The sequence below is a fragment of the Chryseobacterium defluvii genome, assembly GCF_003634775.1.
GTDB classification, from domain to species: Bacteria; Bacteroidota; Bacteroidia; order Flavobacteriales; family Weeksellaceae; genus Chryseobacterium; species Chryseobacterium defluvii.
The window spans coordinates 588904-607589 of record NZ_RBXB01000001.1; the positions used below are offsets into that span (position 1 = coordinate 588904).

Sequence of the window (18686 nt, forward strand, 5' to 3'; positions counted from 1 at the left end):
ATGATTGCAATTGGTATTACAGGAAATAATGGTTTTATAGGCTCACACCTTGTCAATATGTTGAGATTACAGCCAGACCGTTATAAAATAATAAACTTTGATAAACATTTTTTTGAAAATAAAGAGCTGCTTGATAACTTTGTGAAACAATGCGATGCTATTGTACATTTGGCTGCTTTAAACAGACATTCTGATCCTGAAATTATTTATTCAAAAAATCTTGAACTTGTGAATGTGCTTGTGGATTCCTTAAAGAGGACAAATTCAAAAGCTCATGTTATTTTTTCGTCTTCATCACAAGAGGAAAAGGATAATTTATACGGAAAATCGAAAAAACAAGGCAGAGAAATTTTAGCAAATTGGGCACATCAGAATGGCGGAAAATTTACAGGATTGATAATTCCTAATGTTTTCGGGCCTTTCGGAAAACCTAATTATAACTCTTTTATCGCCACTTTTTGTTATCAACTTACCCATGGAGAGACTCCTATTATCGATAATGATGGTGAAATAAAGCTGATTTATGTATCAGAACTCGCCAAAAAAATCATCAATCAAATTGAACAGGAAAAGGGGCAAGAGGTGTATTATGTATCACATACTTCACTTAAAAAAGTTTCAGAGATTTTAATTAAACTTCAAAATTATAAAGACATTTATTTTGAAAAAGGTGAAATCCCTGAAATTAAAGATACTTTTGAACTTAATTTATTCAATACTTTCAGAAGCTATTTTAATTTAAAAGAATATTATCCCGTAAAACTTAATGAATGTAAAGATTCGAGAGGTGCCTTTATAGAAATTATAAGATTGGGCATTGGAGGACAATGCTCATTTTCAACTACTGTTGCAGGTATCACGAGAGGAAATCATTTTCATACAAGAAAAATTGAAAGATTTACTGTAATTAAAGGAAAAGCATTGATACAGTTGAGAAAAATTGATACAGATGAAGTGTTAAATTTTTACCTTGATGGTAATGAGCCTGCTTATGTAGATATGCCTATCTGGTACACCCATAATATTAAAAATATTGGGGAAGAAGATTTATATACAATTTTTTGGATTAATGAAACTTTTAATCCTGAAGACTCAGACACTTATTTTTTAGAAGTTTAAATGGAATTATTAAAAAAATATAATATTGAGCTTTATTTTACTTTTTTTGTAACCTTTGGTTACATATTTTTCTATTCATTTGCGCTCCCGTTTAATACTCTTAATCAATATTTTTCAGTTCCCTTTAGGGTAATTATATTTTTCTTAAGTCTCTATATCATATATTTAAATTGGGATAATGTAAAAAAAAGAAAGGTAACCTTTTTTTCTGTAGGTGTTTTTTGGATATTTTATTTAATTAAAACTTTTTATAGTTTTCATAATTATACCTTTTTTGAAAACACAGGTAAACAGGAATATTCAATTTATATACGAATTATATGTCTGAATCTTATTCCCATTTTTGCTCTTTTAAGTATAAATTTTTCAAAAAAAATAATTAATGATCTTATTCCTCTGATTTTTAATTTTTTATTAGTTATCTTAGGAATTAGTTTTTTATATGTAATATTAATTAGTCACTATTATAATGCTTCAAGCGGGATATTTACCAGTTATTATATTAGCACAGGCCATTATGGATTGTCTTTGATCATAATTTCCATATTTTGTTATTTCCATCCCCCCCAAGAAAAAATTAAGTCAATAATCGGAGTTTTATTGGGAATATTTACAATATTGATTTCATCCGCTAGAAGTCCCTTGTTGGCGGGATTTATTATTTTACTTATCCTTTTATTATATCTCAATAAAATCAAATATTGGTTTACCTTGTTGATATTTATACTTATCTTTTTAGGTGGAATCTATTATTTGAAACACCTTTCTGTTGATTTTCAATTTATTGAAAGGGTTTATGCTGGAATATTTGAAGGAAATGCATCAGGAAGAGGGTATTATCTATTGAAAGGATGGGATGTTTTCAGTAACAATATCTTCTTTGGAGGAAGAACCTTGTTTGAAGATGGCATGTATCCGCATAATGTTTTTGTCGAAATTTTAATGAGCATGGGGCTTATAGGGCTTATATTATTATTTCTTTATTTTAAAGATCTGAAAAAGTTCAGGGTAAATTATATTAAAGAGAATACATACTATTTACCCTTTTTTTTATTTTTTGTTCAATATTTAGTTCTTGTCCAAACCTCATATTGTATTTTTGCTAATATGGAGTTTTGGCATTTTTCAGCTCTATTTATATCTATTATTTTATTTTGTTATGATGAAAAAATTAAAAGTAATGACAGTCGTGGGAACACGACCGGAGATCATTAGATTGTCGAAAGTATTATCTGCTTTAGATGCTTCTGAAGCAGTAGAACATATTATTGTCCATACAGGTCAAAACTACGATTATGAACTCAATCAGATTTTTTTTGAGGATCTGGGGTTACGTAAGCCGGATTATTTTCTTGAAGCAGCAGGAAAAACGGCTACGGAAACAGTAGGAAATATTCTGATCAAAATCGATCCGCTTCTTGAAGAATTACAACCTGAAGCATTTTTGGTTCTGGGAGATACCAACTCTTGTCTTTGTGCCATTCCGGCGAAGAAAAGACAAATTCCTATTTTCCATATGGAAGCTGGAAACAGATGTTTTGACCAAAGAGTTCCGGAAGAAACCAACCGTAAAATTGTTGATCATACAGCAGATATCAATTTAACATATTCTGATATTGCAAGAGAGTATCTTTTGAGAGAAGGTCTTCCTGCAGATAGGATTATTAAAACAGGCTCTCCTATGTTTGAGGTTTTAAATCATTACTTGCCTCAAATAGAAAGCTCAGACGTTTTAAAAAGGCTTAATTTAGAAGAAGGTAAATATTTTGTAGTGTCTTCTCACAGGGAAGAAAATATAAATTCCGAAAAAAACTTCAATGGATTAATAGAAAGCCTTAACGCTATTGCTGAAAAATTTGGGTATCCGATCATTGTTTCCACTCACCCGAGAACCAGAAACATGATTGATAAAAAACAAGTACAGGTAAGGCCGGAAATTCAGTTCCTGAAACCTTTAGGTTTCCATGATTATAATGCACTTCAGATGAGAAGTTATGCTGTTTTATCAGATTCAGGAACCATTTCTGAAGAATCATCAATATTGAACTTCAGAGCTTTAAATATCAGAGAAGCACATGAAAGACCAGAATCAATGGAAGAAGGTTCTGTAATGATGGTTGGTTTGTCTCCTGAAAGAATTTTACAGGGATTGGTTCAGCTTCAGCAGCAGACAACAGGTAAGGAAAGAAACTACAGGCCTGTAGCCGACTATTCAATGCCAAATGTCTCTGAAAAAGTGGTAAGAATCATTTTAAGCTATACGGATTATGTCAATCGAGTAGTTTGGAGTAAAAAATGATGAAAATATTAATTGTAACCCAATATTTTTACCCAGAAAATTTTAAAAGTAATGACATGGCCTTTGAACTTCAAAAAAGAGGTCACGATGTTACTGTCTTAACGGGAATACCCAATTATCCGGAAGGGGAAATATATGATGGTTATGGTTTTTTCAAAAAAAGACACGAAATAATCAATGGAGTGAAAATCATTAGAGCTCTTCTACTCCCAAGAGGAAAGGGAGGAGGAATTAGATTGTTTCTTAACTATTTTAGTTGGGCATTTTTTGCATCATTGAAAGCAAGAAAGTTATCGGCTTCTCAAAAATTTGATGCGGTTATTGTTCATGAGCCATCTCCAATTACTCAGTTCTATCCGGCACTTACGGTAAAAAAGCACCAGAAAACGCCCGTTTATTTTTGGGTAATGGACCTTTGGCCCGAAAGTTTAGAGATTGCTGGAGGAGTGAAAAATAAAATGATTTTGAACTTTTTCACCAAAATGGTTCAGCATTTTTACCGGGAATCTGAGAAGATCCTTATCACTTCCAAAGGTTTTAGAAAGTCGATATTAGAAAAGGGAGATTTTAATAACAAAATTGAATATTTCCCCAATTGGGCTGAAGACACCATTTCTTCGGGTGATCTAAACTATCCGATTCCGGAAATTCCTGAAGGGTTTAAAGTAATGTTTGCTGGGAATATCGGTGAAGCGCAGGATATGGAAAACATAATGAATGCAGCTTTAAAACTAAAGGAAAAAGAGAACATTAAATTCATATTGGTAGGTGATGGAAGAAAAATGCCTTTCGTTCAGGATTTTATAAAAGAACACAATCTTCAGGAAACAGTATATACCTTAGGAAGATTTCCTGTAGAAGCCATGGCATCTTTTTTTAATCAGGCCGATTTATTATTGGTAAGTCTTAAAGATGATCCTATATTTAATTTAACTGTTCCGGCAAAAGTTCAGGCCTATATGAGTTCCGGAAAACCAATCATGGCTATGTTGAATGGAGAAGGATCAGAAAATATTAAAGAAGCTGAATGCGGATTCACTGTTCCTGCGGGAGATAGTGAAAAGCTGGCGTATGAGATAGAAACCGCTTCTCAAAAAAGTAAAGAAGAGCTGGATAAGATGGGAATGAATGGAAAAACTTTCTACGAGAAAAACTTTAGAATGGAAGAATGTATCTCAAATCTTGAAAAAATAATCTCAAAAAAATGAAAATTGTAATCACAGGAGCTTCAGGATTTGTCGGACAAAATCTATCCCGATATTTAAAAGAAAACAAATATGAAGTTTGTGGCCTTTCTTTGAGAAAGGAATGGTATCTTGATCATGAGGCTAATGCCATCATTCATCTTGCAGGTAAAGCACATGATACGGCCAACACATCTGCTGAAGAAGAATATTACACTATTAATACCGATCTCACTAAAAAATTATTTAATGAATTTTTAAAATCAGATATTAGGGATTTTATTTATTTCAGTAGCGTTAAAGCTACAGCAGATATCGTAGAGGAGATTTTGGATGAAGAGCACATCTCGAATCCTAAAACTCCTTATGGAAAATCGAAGCTTTTAGCAGAAAAATATTTGTCAGCGCAAAAGCTTCCGGAAAATAAAAGGCTTTTTATTATCCGTCCATGTATGATTCATGGCCCGGGAAATAAAGGTAACCTGAATCTCTTATATAAAGTTGTTGAAAAAGGAATTCCATGGCCATTAGCTTCTTTTGAGAACAGCAGATCATTTTTAAGTATAGATAATCTTAATTTCTTAATGTTACAGATCCTTGAAAATAAAAGTATTCCTTCAGGAGTTTATAATTTTGCAGATGATGAGTTCATTTCAACTAATGATTTGATAAAAATTATTGGGGATGCTTCTGGCAAAAAAAGCAGACTGCTGAAAATACCTTCCGGAATTATTTCTTTAGGAGCAAAACTAGGAGATATTATCAGATTACCATTGAATTCAGAAAGGTTAAAAAAACTTACTGAAAGTTACAGAGTTTCTAATCATAAAATTAAAAAAGCTTTAGATATCGAACGCCTTCCCGTTTCAGCCACAGAAGGATTAATAAAAACAATTAAAAGTTTTCAAAACCAATGATGGAATATATTGCAGTAATCCTTATTTTGTTTATTTCAATTCTGATTTATTTTAAAATAGCGGATAAATATAATATTATTGATAAGCCTAATCATAGAAGTGCTCACACACAGATTACACTTAGAGGTGGAGGAATTATTTTTCCTATCGCTTTTATTGTTTTTTGTTTATTTCATCTGCATGATGCAGTTAACCAATATTGGTCCTTTGGATTGGGACTTCTGGCAATTTGTTCGATAAGCTTTATTGATGATATCAGGAACCTTTCAAGCAAGATAAGACTTTCCGTTCATTTTGTTTCCGTTATCTTACTGTTATACTTTACCGGAGCTTTTAATTTGATGCCGTATTGGGTTTGGCCTATATTATTTATTCTCATTATAGGAACCCTTAACGCTTATAACTTTATGGATGGCATTAATGGAATGACAGGCCTTTATAGTCTGACTGCATTATCTTCACTAAGCTATATTAATAGAGAAATCGTTCAGTTTACGGATAATAGCTTTATATATTATCCTATTCTCGCTTCTTTGGTATTTTTATTTTTCAATTTTAGAAAAAAAGCAAAATGTTTTGCTGGAGATGTGGGGAGTATGGGAATTGGTTTCTGGGTAATAGGCCTTATTACTTTATTGATTATGCAAACCGGTGACTATAAATATATTTTGCTATTATCAATCTATGGGATGGAGGTAGTGTTAACTATTATTGAGAGAATTCTATTGAAAGAAAATATTTTTGAAGCACATAGAAGGCATTTATATCAGCTTTTTGCTAACGAAAAAAAAGTTTCACATTTATTAATTAGTTTTGTGTATGCTTTATTTCAATTGATTATCAATGCATTTTTGATTCATTCGGAATTTCCGGTATGGATGGCTATTTTAATTATTTTTATTCCTGTTGGGGGACTTTATTTAGGATTAAAGTGGACCTTAAAAAAACAATATAACCTGTAACTGAATTTTACTATGAAAGTTAAAGAAACCCCGCTTAAAGATTGCTATATCATAGAACCCACTATTTTTGAAGATGACAGAGGTTATTTCTTTGAAAAATTTAATGAAAAGAAATTTGAAGAGCTTACAGGAATGAACGGCCATTTTGTTCAGGATAATATTTCAAAATCTTCTTATGGAGTAGTGCGGGGGTTACATTTACAGAAAGGAGAACATGCCCAAGCAAAACTGGTTTCCTGTTTGGAAGGTTCGGTTTGGGATGTTGCGGTGGACTTAAGAGAAGATTCACCTACATTTGGTCAATGGGTGGGGATAGAACTTACAGCAGAAAATAAACTTCAGCTATATATTCCAAGAGGTTTCGGACACGGCTTCTCCGTTTTAAGTGAAACAGCCGTATTTGCTTATAAATGTGATAATTTTTATGATAAAGACTCGGAAGGAAGTGTGAAATTTAATGATCAGGAACTTGGAATAGATTGGAAAGTTGATGAAAAGGATATGATTCTCTCGGAAAAAGATCGGAATGCTCCTACGTTTAAGGAGAAAAACTTTTAAATAGATATGGAAACCACTTATTAAAGTGGTTTTATTTTTTTGATTTTATACTCTTCAATATTTCGTATCTTTGCAGATTCAAAATCAAAAAGATGCGCACAAAATCTGTAGGTAAGAAGAAAATCAATATTGTAACTCTGGGTTGCTCTAAAAATGTTTATGATTCCGAAGTGTTAATGAGTCAGCTTAAAGCTAATGGTAAAGAGGTTGTTCATGAAGACAGAGGGGATATTGTGGTGATCAATACCTGCGGATTTATAGATAACGCTAAAGAAGAATCTATCAATACCATCCTTGATTATGTAGAGGCTAAAAACAGAGGGGAAGTGGAAAAGGTTTTTGTTACCGGATGTCTTTCCGAAAGATACAAACCGGATTTGATAAAAGAGATCCCGGATGTTGATCAATACTTCGGGACAAGAGATCTTCCTGTATTATTAAAGCATCTTGGTGCAGATTATAAGCATGAGTTGGTTGGAGAAAGACTTACCACGACGCCAAAGCATTACGCCTATCTGAAAATATCAGAAGGATGCGACAGACCGTGTTCTTTTTGCGCAATCCCATTGATGAGAGGCGGACACGTTTCCACACCTATAGAGAAATTAGTGAAAGAAGCTCAGAAGCTGGCGAAAGCCGGAACCAAAGAATTGATCCTGATCGCACAGGATCTTACTTATTACGGACTGGACATCTATAAAAAACGTGCACTCGGAGATTTATTAAAAGAACTTGTAAAAGTTGAAGGAATTGAATGGATCCGACTTCATTATGCATTTCCTAGTGGCTTTCCGGAAGATGTATTAGATATCATCCGTGAAGAACCTAAAGTCTGCAACTATATAGACATTCCGCTCCAGCATATCAATTCAGATTTGCTTAAATCCATGAAAAGAGGAACAACTCATGAAAAAACGGATGCTCTTTTGGCCAAATTCAGAGAAAAAGTTCCGGATATGGCAATCAGGACCACTTTAATTGTTGGCTATCCTGGTGAAACAGAAGAAAGATTCCAAGAGCTTAAAGATTGGGTAAAAGAACAGAAGTTTGACAGATTAGGGTGTTTTACTTATTCTCATGAAGAAAATACAACCGCTTATGTGTTGGAAGATGATATTCCGCAGGAGGTGAAAGAGGCAAGGGTCGAAGAAATTATGGAGTTACAGTCTCAGATTTCATGGGAAAAAAACCAAGAAAAAATAGGAAAAACATTTAAATGTGTTTTTGACAGAAAAGAAGGTAATTACTTTATCGGAAGGACAGAATATGATTCTCCTGATGTGGATAATACTGTATTGGTTTCTGCCGATAATACCTATATTTCTATTGGTGAATTTGCGATGGTAAAGATTACTTCTGCGGAAGAGTTTGATTTATATGGCGAACTTGTTTAAAAAAATACAATAAAAACCAATGAGTATTTCATTGGTTTTTTTATGCTCAAATTTGAATTCTTAATAAAAGGTTATTTTATTGATTTTCAATATGTTGTATTCTGTGTGTTAATTAAATTATGCTTAAATTAGTTAATTATGTTAACTTTTTAACTTGTTTTTTAACATTTTTTAACACTGGGTTCTAAATACCCTGTTCATAGAAGGTTACAAGTTTTTTTAACTTAATGTTTAGTTTTTATTAACATATTTTAACAAACTGATTGGGGAGTTTAGAAGTATCATGATACATTTGCTCCGTCGAAACCAATAAAATTCAAAATGATGAAAAGATTCATTCTCGTAATCATAATGATGATTTCAACCCTTGGTGTTTATTCTTTCAAGAATAATGCCACAGATGCGAAAAAAACAAGTTATGCATCGTACTACCACGATAAGTTTAATGGTAGAAAAACTGCAAGCGGAGAGATTTTTGATAATTCAAAATTTACTGCTGCAAACAGAACGCTTCCTTTTGGCACTATGATTAAAGTGACCAATATGAAGAATGGTAAAGAGGTAATTGTGAAGATTAATGATAGAGGACCTTTCCATTCATCAAGAGCATTAGATATTTCTAAAGCTGCGTTCAATGAAATCGGAAATACCGATCATGGTACCATTCCGGTGGAATATGAAATTGTCGATTAAATTTATGATTTAAATTAAATTAAAGCTCCGGCTGATCGAAGATCAGCCGGAGCTTTTTTATACATTCAATTCCACTAAGGCGGGGCAATGGTCGGAATGAGCTGCTTCCTTTAAAATAACAGCTCTGGAAAGCTTATCTTTTAAAGAATAGGAAGTAAAGTTATAGTCCAACCTCCATCCTTTATTTTTGGCTCTTGAGTTTTGGCGGTAGCTCCACCAGGTATAGTGGTCCGGTTCGTTATTAAAAAAACGGAAACTATCGATCAGCTCACATTCTTCGATGAAATTAGTCATCCATTCCCTTTCCATCGGTAAAAAGCCGGATACGTTTTTCAGGCGTACAGGATCATGGATGTCAATGGCCTGATGACAAATATTAAAATCTCCGGAAATAATAAGATGAGGAATCGTTTTCTTTAAATTTTTAATATACTCCAGGAAATCATGGCAAAACTGCATTTTAAATCCTAACCTCTCAATATTGGAAGCTGAAGGAACATAGACAGAAATCACCGAATATCCGTCGAAATCGGCACGGATGATTCTTCCTTCATTATCATAGCTCTCAATTCCACATCCGTATTCTACATGAAGAGGCTTTGTTTTTGATGCTATACCCACGCCACTGTAGCCTTTTCTTATAGCAGAATGCCAATAGCTGTGATATCCTAATTTTTCAAGACTTTCAATATCTATCTGGTCATTTCCGGCTTTGCTTTCCTGAATGCAGATAATATCGGGATCAGCAGTAGACAGCCAGCCTAAAAAATCTTTGGTAAATGCTGCCCTGATTCCGTTAACGTTATAAGTAATAAGTTTCATATTCCAAAAATATTAAAAAACAAGCGGAAAAAATCAATGATTTTTTCCGCCCGGACCCAAATTAAATAAACTATGAAAAAAACTACTTGGGTTCTAAAATACTGAATGGAATTATACATTCTTCCAATGAAATTCCTCCATGTTGGTAAGTTTCTTTATAGTAGTTTACAAAATGATTATAATTCTTAGGATAAGCCAGGAAAATATTGCTTTTTGCAAAGATATATTTTGAGCTTAGGTTTCCTTTTGGTAAAAACAGTTTTTCAGGATTGGTAATAGCCCATACATCACTATCATCATACGTTAAACTTTTACCCGTTTTGTAACGGATATTGGTAGAGGTCTCTCTGTCTCCCACCACTTTGCTCGGTTTTTTTACGTACACTGTTCCGTGGTCTGTTGTAATCACAAGCTTATAGCCGTTTTCTGCTGCTGCTTTTATGATCTTTAATAGGGACGAATTTTCAAACCAGTTGAGAGTTAATGATCTGAACGTTTTATCATCCCGAATCAATTGGTCCACGATATGATTATCTGTTTTCGCATGAGAGAGAATATCGATGAAATTATATACAATCACCAACAGGTCGTTATTCTTATGCTGATTAAAGTCATCATAAATCTTCTTTTCAAAATCAGCATTCAATACCTTCAGATATTTCATTGATTTTGAACCCAGGCCGATTCTTTTCATCTGGTCTTCCAGAAAATCACGTTCGTATTCATTTTTATTGCCTTCCTCATTGTCATTGAACCATTTGTCCGGGAAGCGTTTTTCAATTTCAGATGGCATTAAGCCCGCAAAAAATGAATTTCTTGCATATTGAGTTGCCGTGGGAAGAATACTGTAGTAATAATCCTCTGAAATTTTGTTGTAATACTTGGTAAATAAAGGCTCAATTACTTTCCACTGATCATAGCGAAGATTATCGATCATGAGCAGGAGAACCTTTTCATTTTCCACCTCGGGTTTTACTTTTTCTTTGAAAAGGGTATGGCTCATATGAGGCTTTTCAGAACCATGAAGCCATTCTTCATAATTGTTTTCAATGAATTTGGCGAACTGGATATTCGCTTCTTCTTTCTGAGACTGCAAAAGATCAGCAAACTCATTATCTGTAACCTTGTCAAATTTGATTTCCCAGTTCAGAATCTTTTTGTAATATTCAGCCCAGTCCTGATATGTCCTTAAATAGGACAACTCTAAAGAAAGGCTTCTGAATTCCTGCTGATACTGTAGAATGGTTTTTTGTTCCACAAGGTCATCCTCCTGAAGGTTTTTCTTTAATGATAATAAAATCTGGTTAGGATTTACCGGCTTAAGGATATAGTCTGCAATCTGAGATCCGATTGCTTCTTCCATAATATGTTCTTCCTCACTTTTAGTGACCATTACGATTTTTAAAGAATTATCTTTTTCCTTGATCATGGGAATGGCTTCCAATCCGGAAATTCCGGGCATATTTTCATCAATAAGAGTCAAGGCAAACTTCTCGGAATCTATAAGATCCAAAGCTTCATTCACATTGTTGACAGGAGTTACATGATAACCCTTTTTTTCTAAGAATACGATATGAGGTTTGAGTAAATCTATTTCATCATCTATCCATAATATCTTTTCCGACATAATTTATTTTTTTACATGGTTATTGCATCAAAATGTTGACCAATTCTTTATAAAATCTGCCAAAATGAGCAGATTAAAAGTTAAATATTAGTTAAATGAAATTAAGCAATATTTTTTTATCTGTGATTATTCATTAAAGTCCCGTTTTTATATACTCAAGAGCCCTTTCCAATACTTCGTCTTTTCCCTCTTTTATTCCTTTTATTGTTGGTTTTATAAGAATGTCGGGAATAATTCCTACCCTCTGGGTCTCTCTCTGATCGGGATAATAAGCTCCATGTCCGGTGAAGCTTGTGTCCAGTCCGGCAATTTTAAATCTGATGATATCTCCGTTAGCTCCTGAAGTATGACTGCCAATTAGCTTTGCTTTAGGGTGTTGCTTAAACATCATGGCTGTAGTTTCTGCCTGGCTTTGGGTATTCTCATCAACCAAAACGATAATGTTGCCTTTATAATAATCCGGATTATTTTTCCCGATGCTGTTTTTTCTGCTGTAGAATTTACTCAAATAATTGGTTTCCGGAAAATTAAACTGATAATAAACAGAGCTTTTAGGAAGTAATAGCTTGCTTAAAGGCAATATTGTCTGTTTAGGATAGTTTCTTAAATCAAAAATAATAGATTCGGTAGTTTTCAGGGCATCATACATTTCATTGATATCCTTTCTTTCAATGGTTCCCATATGAACATATCCTATTTTTTTATCCATGTCAATAAATTTCCATTTTTCAGGCATGACAGGCTTTTCATAATTGATATCCCCGGGAAGATAAGTTTTTATGGTAATAGCCATATTCTGACCGTTTCTTTCAAGTTTAATATCAATGGAATCATTATTTGAAAAAAGAAAAAGGTTCTTTACCTTCTTTATTTTGCCCCAGGAATTGGAAGCAGGAATATACTTTCCAAAAGCATTTACCACCTGGGGAATGGTTTTACCATTTATGTCGTAAATTACATCTCCCGGTTTCAATAAACATACTTCATTAAACTTATTGGAATTGATTTTCGTTACAACCAATTTTCCTTCCGCATACTCATATTCCACAGGAATCCTTCTTCTTCCGTACTGATTGAGACTGATCAGTGGAGAGAACAGAAAAGCATGCGAGTCATCTACTTTAGTAACCAGTTCTGCCAGTGTCAAATGGTACTGCTCATCATTATTTACTTGAATAAACTTTGGAATCATTTCTTTCAGGACCTCATTCCAGGATTGATCCGTTTCATATTTATAAGGAAAAAAATACTCAACATAGTTCCAGTATCTGAATAATTCCAACAGGCTTATCTGCTTGGAAGTGAATTTGGAGCCATAAGAATTTTCATTTCTGAAAAAAACTTTCCTTCCGCCGGTTCCGAAATAATGATGACTGCCTAGATTCCTGTTATTTTGGATATAATCAAGCTTTCGGCTTACATTCTCAGAAAAAATAACGGAATCCTGGATCCAGCGTAAATCAAAATTTTTGAGAAAATAAATTTTATCTTCCTGTTCCTTACACTTTGCACATATTTCTACTTTACCAAGATTATCAATCCATTGAGAGTACAATTCATTTAACTGTGCCTTGTCATGAACATTTTCCAATTCATCCATTTTTTGAAAAAGCTGTTGATCCCAGTTGAAACTGCCTTTAGCTACATGAGGATGATAATACTTTAAAAATCCCCATACTTTGCATAAAGACTCCAGTTTTTGAATTTCGGAAATCGTTTGGGCAGAAAAAGTAATACTTAATAATAGAAGGATAAAAACAGAGATACTCCTCATGGATGATTATGACTTTATAACTCAAAGATACAGGTAAACCCCAAAATACATGCTATTTTCTTTCTAAATAGAATTGTAGTTATCGTCATATTATCAATCAAAATTAAATCAGGCTAAAATTAAATTTCCCTAACTTTGTTTGCTAATATCGAATTTTCAATGCAGAATAAGCTAAAAATCATTAATGATCCGGTTCACGGATTTATCAAAATTCCTTATGAAATTTTATTTGATGTTATTGAACATCCCTATTTTCAAAGACTGAGAAGAATTTCTCAGACGGGGCTTTTGAACCTGATTTTTCCGGGAGCAACCCATACAAGATTTCATCATGCTTTAGGAGCTATGCATTTGATGTTTACTGCTTTGGAAACATTAAAACTAAAGGGTGTCGACATTTCAAAAGAAGAGGAGAAAGGCGCGATGTTGGCTATTTTGATGCATGATATTGGTCATGGCCCATTCTCTCACGCATTGGAAAGCATGCTGATGGACGATTGGCATCATGAAAACCTGTCATTGTTATTGATGAACAGATTAAATGAGGTATTTGAAGGTCAGTTATCAATTGCCATTGAAATGTTTCAGGGGAAATACCACAGGAAATTTTTTAACCAGCTTATTTCCTCCCAATTGGATGTCGACAGACTCGATTATCTGAAAAGAGACAGTTTCTTTACAGGGGTTTCGGAAGGAAATATTAATACTCAGAGAATTATCTCCATGATGAATGTTTGCGAGGAAGGAGAGTTGGTGATTGATGCAAAAGGTATTTATTCCATAGAAAATTTTTTAACAGCCAGAATGTTCATGTATTGGCAGGTGTATTATCATAAGACATCAGCTTTGGCAGAATTCCTTCTGGTAAAGATTCTGGAAAGAGCCAAATACTTGGTTTCTCAGGGAGTGGAACTTCCGGCAACAGAAAACCTGAAGTATTTCTTGTACCGTGGAAAAAGTGCAGCAACAGATGAAGATGTGGAAAGATTCACTCAGATGGATGATAATGACGTGATTCAGGCCATGAAACTATGGCAGAATTCTGATGATTTTATCTTGTCTTACTGGTGCCGGTGCGTGATCCAGAGAAACCTGCCAAAAACCATTATTTCTTCCCATCCTTTTGAAAAAGAGTTTATTGAAGAAAAAATAAAAAAAACTAATGAATTTTTCGGAATTGATAATGGAGGAGAACTGGTACATGAAATCAAGAGAAAACTCCTGCCATATAATACGGAAAAGCAGCCTATTTATTTGCTGCAGAAAAATAGCAAAAAGATCAGAATGCATGAATCCGAAGACCAGCTCCTGTCAGGATTAATGGTTAATAAAACGGTGAGGTACATTCTTACCTATCCTAGAGAACTCTATAAAATTAATTCTTAAAGAATATTAAAATTGCAGTCCTGAAACTAAAAAATGTTTGCGAATTATAGAATTTCTTATCTTTGCAGAATATGGAATTTACAGCTTCGCAAATTGCAAGTTTTATAGACGGAAAAATAATAGGTGATGAGAACGCACTTATTACCGGAGTTTCACCAATTGAAAATGGAGAAACCGGTCATCTTTCTTTTATAGCACAGGACAGATTCTCGCATTTTCTGGATACTTCAAAGTGTTCAGTCCTTATAGTTTCAGAAAAATTAATAACAAAAGATAGTTATAGTGCAACCATTATTGCCGTAAAAGATGCCTATCTTTCCTTTCAGGTTTTAATGAACCTTTATCAGGAAATGCAAGGCCGAAGAGAAGGAATTGAAGATGGCTCTTCTATTCATTCCACTGCAGTAATTGGTGAGAAAGTATATATCGGAGCTTTTACCTACGTTTCTGAAAAGGCCAAGATTGGAGAAGGAACACAAATCTATCCTCATGTATATATAGGAAAGGGTGTGAAAATAGGCAAAAACTGTAAAATTGACAGTGGCGCAAGGATTTATGATTATTGTATTATCGGAGATAATTGTGTTATTCATTCCAATACAGTGGTAGGAGGAGATGGGTTTGGTTTTCAGCCTACACCGGAAGGTTTCAAAAAAATTCCTCAATTAGGAAATGTGATCATAGAAAATGATGTGGAAATAGGTTCCAATTGTAGCATAGACAGAGCTACCATCGGTTCTACCATTATCGGGAAAGGAACAAAAATAGATAACCTGATCCAGATTGCCCATAACGTTAAGATTGGACAAAATAATGTGATTGCGGCACAAGCGGGAATCGCAGGATCCACGATTATCGGTAACTGGAACCAGATTGGAGGACAAGTCGGTATTGTAGGACATATCAATATTGGTAATCAGGTTAAAATTCAGGCACAGAGTGGTGTGAATAATAATGTTGAGGACGGAGATGTATTGTATGGATCTCCTGCCATTTCTGCATCAGACTTCCGCAGAAATTATGTTCATTTCAGGAATTTCACAGAAATCGTAAGTAGAATAAATAATCTTGAGAATAACTCAAAAGATAAAACTAATGAGTGATATGCAAAAAACAGTCCGTGAAGAAGTAACGCTTTCCGGAATTGGTCTTCATACGGGTAAAGAAGTAAAACTTACCATTAAACCTGCAAAAGAAAATACAGGTTTTGTATTCGTAAGAACAGATTTAGAGGGACACCCTCAGGTAGAAGCGGATGTAAATTATGTGGTGGCCACTGAAAGAGGTACAACATTAGAGAAATTAGGAGTAAAAATTACTACCTGTGAGCACCTTCTCGCTGCATTGGTAGGTTGCGACATAGATAATGCCGTTCTTGAAATGGATGCTTCAGAACCTCCAATTTTAGACGGATCTTCCAAATTTTTTGTGGAAGCTATCGAAAGTGTGGGCGTAGTAGAACAGAATATTGCCAGAGAATATCTTGTAGTAAAAGAAGTTCTGAACTATGTAGACCCTGCAACAGGATCAGAAATTACCATTATTCCTTCGGATACTTACGAAATCACTACCATGGTAGATTTTGGGACTAAAGTGTTAGGAACCCAAAATGCAACCATGAAAAATATATCTGATTTTAAAGAAGAAATCTCATCTGCAAGAACTTTCAGTTTCTTACATGAATTGGAAATGCTTTTGGATCACGGATTGATCAAAGGAGGGGATATTTCTAATGCCATCGTATATGTAGACAAAGATTTAACTCCGGATACTACAGAAAAACTAAAGAAAGCATTTGGCAAAGACCATGTTGCGATCAGACCCAATGGAATTCTAGATAATCTTACTTTAAATTATCCTAATGAAGCTGCAAGACACAAATTATTAGATGTAATTGGTGATTTGGCTTTGGCAGGAGTGAAAATAAAAGGAAAAGTTATTGCCAATAAACCGGGACATTATGTAAATACTCAGTTTGCCAAGAAGCTGAACCGTCAGTGGAAACTACAGAAAAAGAAAAATGTACCTGATTTTGATTTAACGAAAGAACCTGTTTTTGATATCAACGGAATTATGCGTCTTATGCCGCACAGACCACCGTTTTTATTAATCGATAAAATTCTTGAATTATCAGATTCTCATGTGGTAGGATTGAAAAATGTAACAATGAACGAACCGTTCTTTGTAGGACATTTTCCTAAAGAACCGGTGATGCCCGGAGTTTTACAGGTGGAAGCTTTAGCTCAGACAGGAGGAATTTTGGTATTGGCAAGCGTTCCGGATCCTGAAAATTACTCGACGTATTTTATTAAAATCGATAAAGTAAAATTCAAAAGAAAAGTAGTTCCGGGAGATACCATCATTTTCAAAATCGAATTGATTGAGCCTATTAGAAGAGGTATTGTACATATGCAGGGATATGGATATGTAGGAGATGCAGTGGCTGTAGAAGCAGAGCTGATGGCCCAAGTAGCAAAAAATAAAGTTGATTAAATGATTCATCAATTAGCCGCCGTAGATAAACGTGCGAAAATCAGCAAAAATGTTATTGTAGAACCTTTTACTACAATTGCAGGAGATGTGGAAATCGGAGAAGGAACCTGGATCGGTCCCAACGTAACCATTATGGATGGGGCAAGAATAGGTAAAAACTGCAGAATTTTCCCGGGAACAGTAATCTCTGCAATTCCACAGGATCTGAAATTTGATGGCGAAGATACTCAGGTCATTATTGGCGATGAAACAACGATCAGAGAATGTGTAACTGTAAACAGAGGAACAAAAGCGCTGGGTTATACCAAAATTGGCAAAAATTGCCTGATCATGGCCACTTCCCATATTGCTCACGACTGCGTTATCGGTGATCATGTAATCATTGTAAACGGTTGCGGTATTGCAGGTCATGTGGAAATCGGTGATTATACTGTAATGGGTGGTCTTAGTGCCGTTCATCAATTTGGAAAAATCGGAAAACACGTAATGATTTCCGGAGGTACATTGGTGAGAAAAGACATTCCGCCTTATGTAAAAGTGGCTAGAGAGCCGATGTCTTATGCAGGAATCAATTCGGTAGGATTGAGGAGAAGAGGGTTTACCAATGAAAAAATCTTCGAGATCCAGAAAATCTACAGGGCTATTTTCCAGATGAAAATGAATGTTTCCCAGGCGATTTCGTATATTGAAAAAGAAATGCTTCCAACCGCTGAAAGAGATGAAATCCTTCAGTTCATTCAAAACTCTCCAAGAGGTATCGTGAAAGGATACGGAACAGGAAAAGAATAACCGTAACAGCTAAAAGGCTAATTTGTGGTTTGTCTTTACAAATAAACAAGTAATAATAAAAGATAATATATATTAATGGCAACAAGTAACGATATCAGAAAAGGACTTTGTATTGAGTACAGTAATGATATTTATAAAGTAATCGAGTTCCTTCACGTAAAACCAGGAAAAGGACCGGCTTTCGTAAGAACAAAACTAAAATCAGTAACTAACGGAAAAGTAATTGATAATACATTCTCTGCCGGTCACAAAATTGACGAGGTAAAAGTGATCACAAGAAAATACCAATATCTTTATGATGATGAGAATGGTTTTCACTTCATGAATAACGATGACTTCTCTCAATTGTATCTTAACAAAGAAATGATTGAAAACTCTCAGTTTATGAAAGCAGGAGAAGAAGTTACGATCATTCTGAAAGAAGTTGACGAAACTCCGCTTTCTGCAGAACTTCCACAGTCAGTGTACTTAGATGTTATTGAAGCTGATCCGGGAGTAAAAGGAAACACTGCTACCAACGCTCTTAAAAATGCAATTGTAGAAACAGGGGCAAGAGTAATGGTACCTTTGTTCATTGAACCGGGAGACAAAATCAAAGTAAGCACAGAAGATGGTTCTTACTTAGAAAGAGTAAAAGAATAAACTATAATTTACAACAATTCGGTTTGC

At 34.3% G+C, this 18686-nt stretch carries 17 protein-coding genes; 14 read left to right on the top strand and 3 right to left on the bottom strand.

Going from position 1 to position 18686, the window contains the following annotated elements; all coding sequences use genetic code 11:
• The 9 genes from BCF58_RS02810 (at position 1) to BCF58_RS02850 (ending at position 9126) form a co-directional block, all read left to right on the top strand.
• Complete coding sequence (locus BCF58_RS02810) at positions 1 to 1119, top strand: polysaccharide biosynthesis C-terminal domain-containing protein (RefSeq protein ID WP_121460268.1); 1119 nt, start codon at positions 1 to 3, stop codon at positions 1117 to 1119.
• Positions 1120 to 2334: an O-antigen ligase family protein gene (locus BCF58_RS02815; RefSeq protein WP_121460269.1), complete on the top strand. Its 1215-nt coding sequence runs from the start codon at positions 1120 to 1122 to the stop codon at positions 2332 to 2334.
• Positions 2282 to 3418, top strand: coding sequence for a non-hydrolyzing UDP-N-acetylglucosamine 2-epimerase (wecB, locus tag BCF58_RS02820; protein WP_121461029.1), 1137 nt, complete (start codon positions 2282 to 2284; stop codon positions 3416 to 3418). The genes BCF58_RS02815 and wecB overlap by 53 nt, the downstream gene beginning before the upstream one ends.
• Positions 3415 to 4626: a glycosyltransferase family 4 protein gene (locus BCF58_RS02825; protein ID WP_228434713.1), complete on the top strand. Its 1212-nt coding sequence runs from the start codon at positions 3415 to 3417 to the stop codon at positions 4624 to 4626. The genes wecB and BCF58_RS02825 overlap by 4 nt, the downstream gene beginning before the upstream one ends.
• Positions 4623 to 5519 carry an NAD-dependent epimerase/dehydratase family protein gene (locus BCF58_RS02830; RefSeq protein ID WP_121460271.1) on the top strand — a complete coding sequence of 299 codons (897 nt, stop codon included), beginning with the start codon at positions 4623 to 4625 and terminating at the stop codon, positions 5517 to 5519. The genes BCF58_RS02825 and BCF58_RS02830 overlap by 4 nt, the downstream gene beginning before the upstream one ends.
• A complete protein-coding gene (locus tag BCF58_RS02835) occupies positions 5516 to 6481 on the top strand; it encodes an MraY family glycosyltransferase (protein ID WP_228434714.1) in 966 nt (321 codons plus the stop codon). The genes BCF58_RS02830 and BCF58_RS02835 overlap by 4 nt, the downstream gene beginning before the upstream one ends.
• A gap of 12 nt (positions 6482 to 6493) precedes the next feature.
• On the top strand, positions 6494 to 7039 hold the full coding sequence (gene rfbC, locus BCF58_RS02840; protein ID WP_121460272.1) for a dTDP-4-dehydrorhamnose 3,5-epimerase: 546 nt from the start codon (positions 6494 to 6496) through the stop codon (positions 7037 to 7039).
• Between the two features lie 92 nt (positions 7040 to 7131).
• Positions 7132 to 8433, top strand: a complete 1302-nt coding sequence (rimO, locus tag BCF58_RS02845) for a 30S ribosomal protein S12 methylthiotransferase RimO (RefSeq protein ID WP_121460273.1) — start codon at positions 7132 to 7134, stop codon at positions 8431 to 8433.
• 321 nt (positions 8434 to 8754) lie between these two features.
• Positions 8755 to 9126 carry a septal ring lytic transglycosylase RlpA family protein gene (locus BCF58_RS02850; RefSeq protein WP_121460274.1) on the top strand — a complete coding sequence of 124 codons (372 nt, stop codon included), beginning with the start codon at positions 8755 to 8757 and terminating at the stop codon, positions 9124 to 9126.
• Positions 9127 to 9183: 57 nt separating this feature from the next.
• On the opposite strand, the gene BCF58_RS02855 is transcribed toward BCF58_RS02850, so the two are convergent.
• The 3 genes from BCF58_RS02855 to BCF58_RS02865 all read right to left on the bottom strand — a co-directional run bounded on the left by BCF58_RS02855 (position 9184) and on the right by BCF58_RS02865 (position 13349).
• Positions 9184 to 9948, bottom strand: a complete 765-nt coding sequence (locus BCF58_RS02855) for an exodeoxyribonuclease III (protein ID WP_121460275.1) — start codon at positions 9946 to 9948, stop codon at positions 9184 to 9186.
• A gap of 82 nt (positions 9949 to 10030) precedes the next feature.
• Positions 10031 to 11575 carry a T9SS response regulator signal transducer PorX gene (gene porX, locus BCF58_RS02860; RefSeq protein WP_121460276.1) on the bottom strand — a complete coding sequence of 515 codons (1545 nt, stop codon included), beginning with the start codon at positions 11573 to 11575 and terminating at the stop codon, positions 10031 to 10033.
• 133 nt (positions 11576 to 11708) lie between these two features.
• Positions 11709 to 13349, bottom strand: a complete 1641-nt coding sequence (locus tag BCF58_RS02865; RefSeq protein WP_121460277.1) for a S41 family peptidase — start codon at positions 13347 to 13349, stop codon at positions 11709 to 11711.
• Positions 13350 to 13508: 159 nt separating this feature from the next.
• On the opposite strand from BCF58_RS02865, the gene BCF58_RS02870 reads away from it, so the two are divergent.
• From BCF58_RS02870 to efp, 5 genes are all read left to right on the top strand, one after another.
• The gene (locus BCF58_RS02870) at positions 13509 to 14735 is read left to right on the top strand and encodes an HD domain-containing protein (RefSeq protein WP_121460278.1); all 1227 of its coding nucleotides are present in this window, start codon (positions 13509 to 13511) and stop codon (positions 14733 to 14735) included.
• Positions 14736 to 14806: 71 nt separating this feature from the next.
• The gene (lpxD, locus tag BCF58_RS02875; protein ID WP_121460279.1) at positions 14807 to 15838 is read left to right on the top strand and encodes a UDP-3-O-(3-hydroxymyristoyl)glucosamine N-acyltransferase; all 1032 of its coding nucleotides are present in this window, start codon (positions 14807 to 14809) and stop codon (positions 15836 to 15838) included.
• Positions 15831 to 17228, top strand: a complete 1398-nt coding sequence (locus BCF58_RS02880) for a bifunctional UDP-3-O-[3-hydroxymyristoyl] N-acetylglucosamine deacetylase/3-hydroxyacyl-ACP dehydratase (RefSeq protein ID WP_121460280.1) — start codon at positions 15831 to 15833, stop codon at positions 17226 to 17228. The genes lpxD and BCF58_RS02880 overlap by 8 nt, the downstream gene beginning before the upstream one ends.
• Positions 17229 to 18017, top strand: a complete 789-nt coding sequence (gene lpxA, locus BCF58_RS02885) for an acyl-ACP--UDP-N-acetylglucosamine O-acyltransferase (protein WP_121460281.1) — start codon at positions 17229 to 17231, stop codon at positions 18015 to 18017.
• A gap of 75 nt (positions 18018 to 18092) precedes the next feature.
• Entirely contained in the window at positions 18093 to 18659 is a 567-nt protein-coding gene (efp, locus tag BCF58_RS02890) for an elongation factor P (RefSeq protein WP_121460282.1), read from the top strand.
• Positions 18660 to 18686 lie beyond the last annotated feature (27 nt).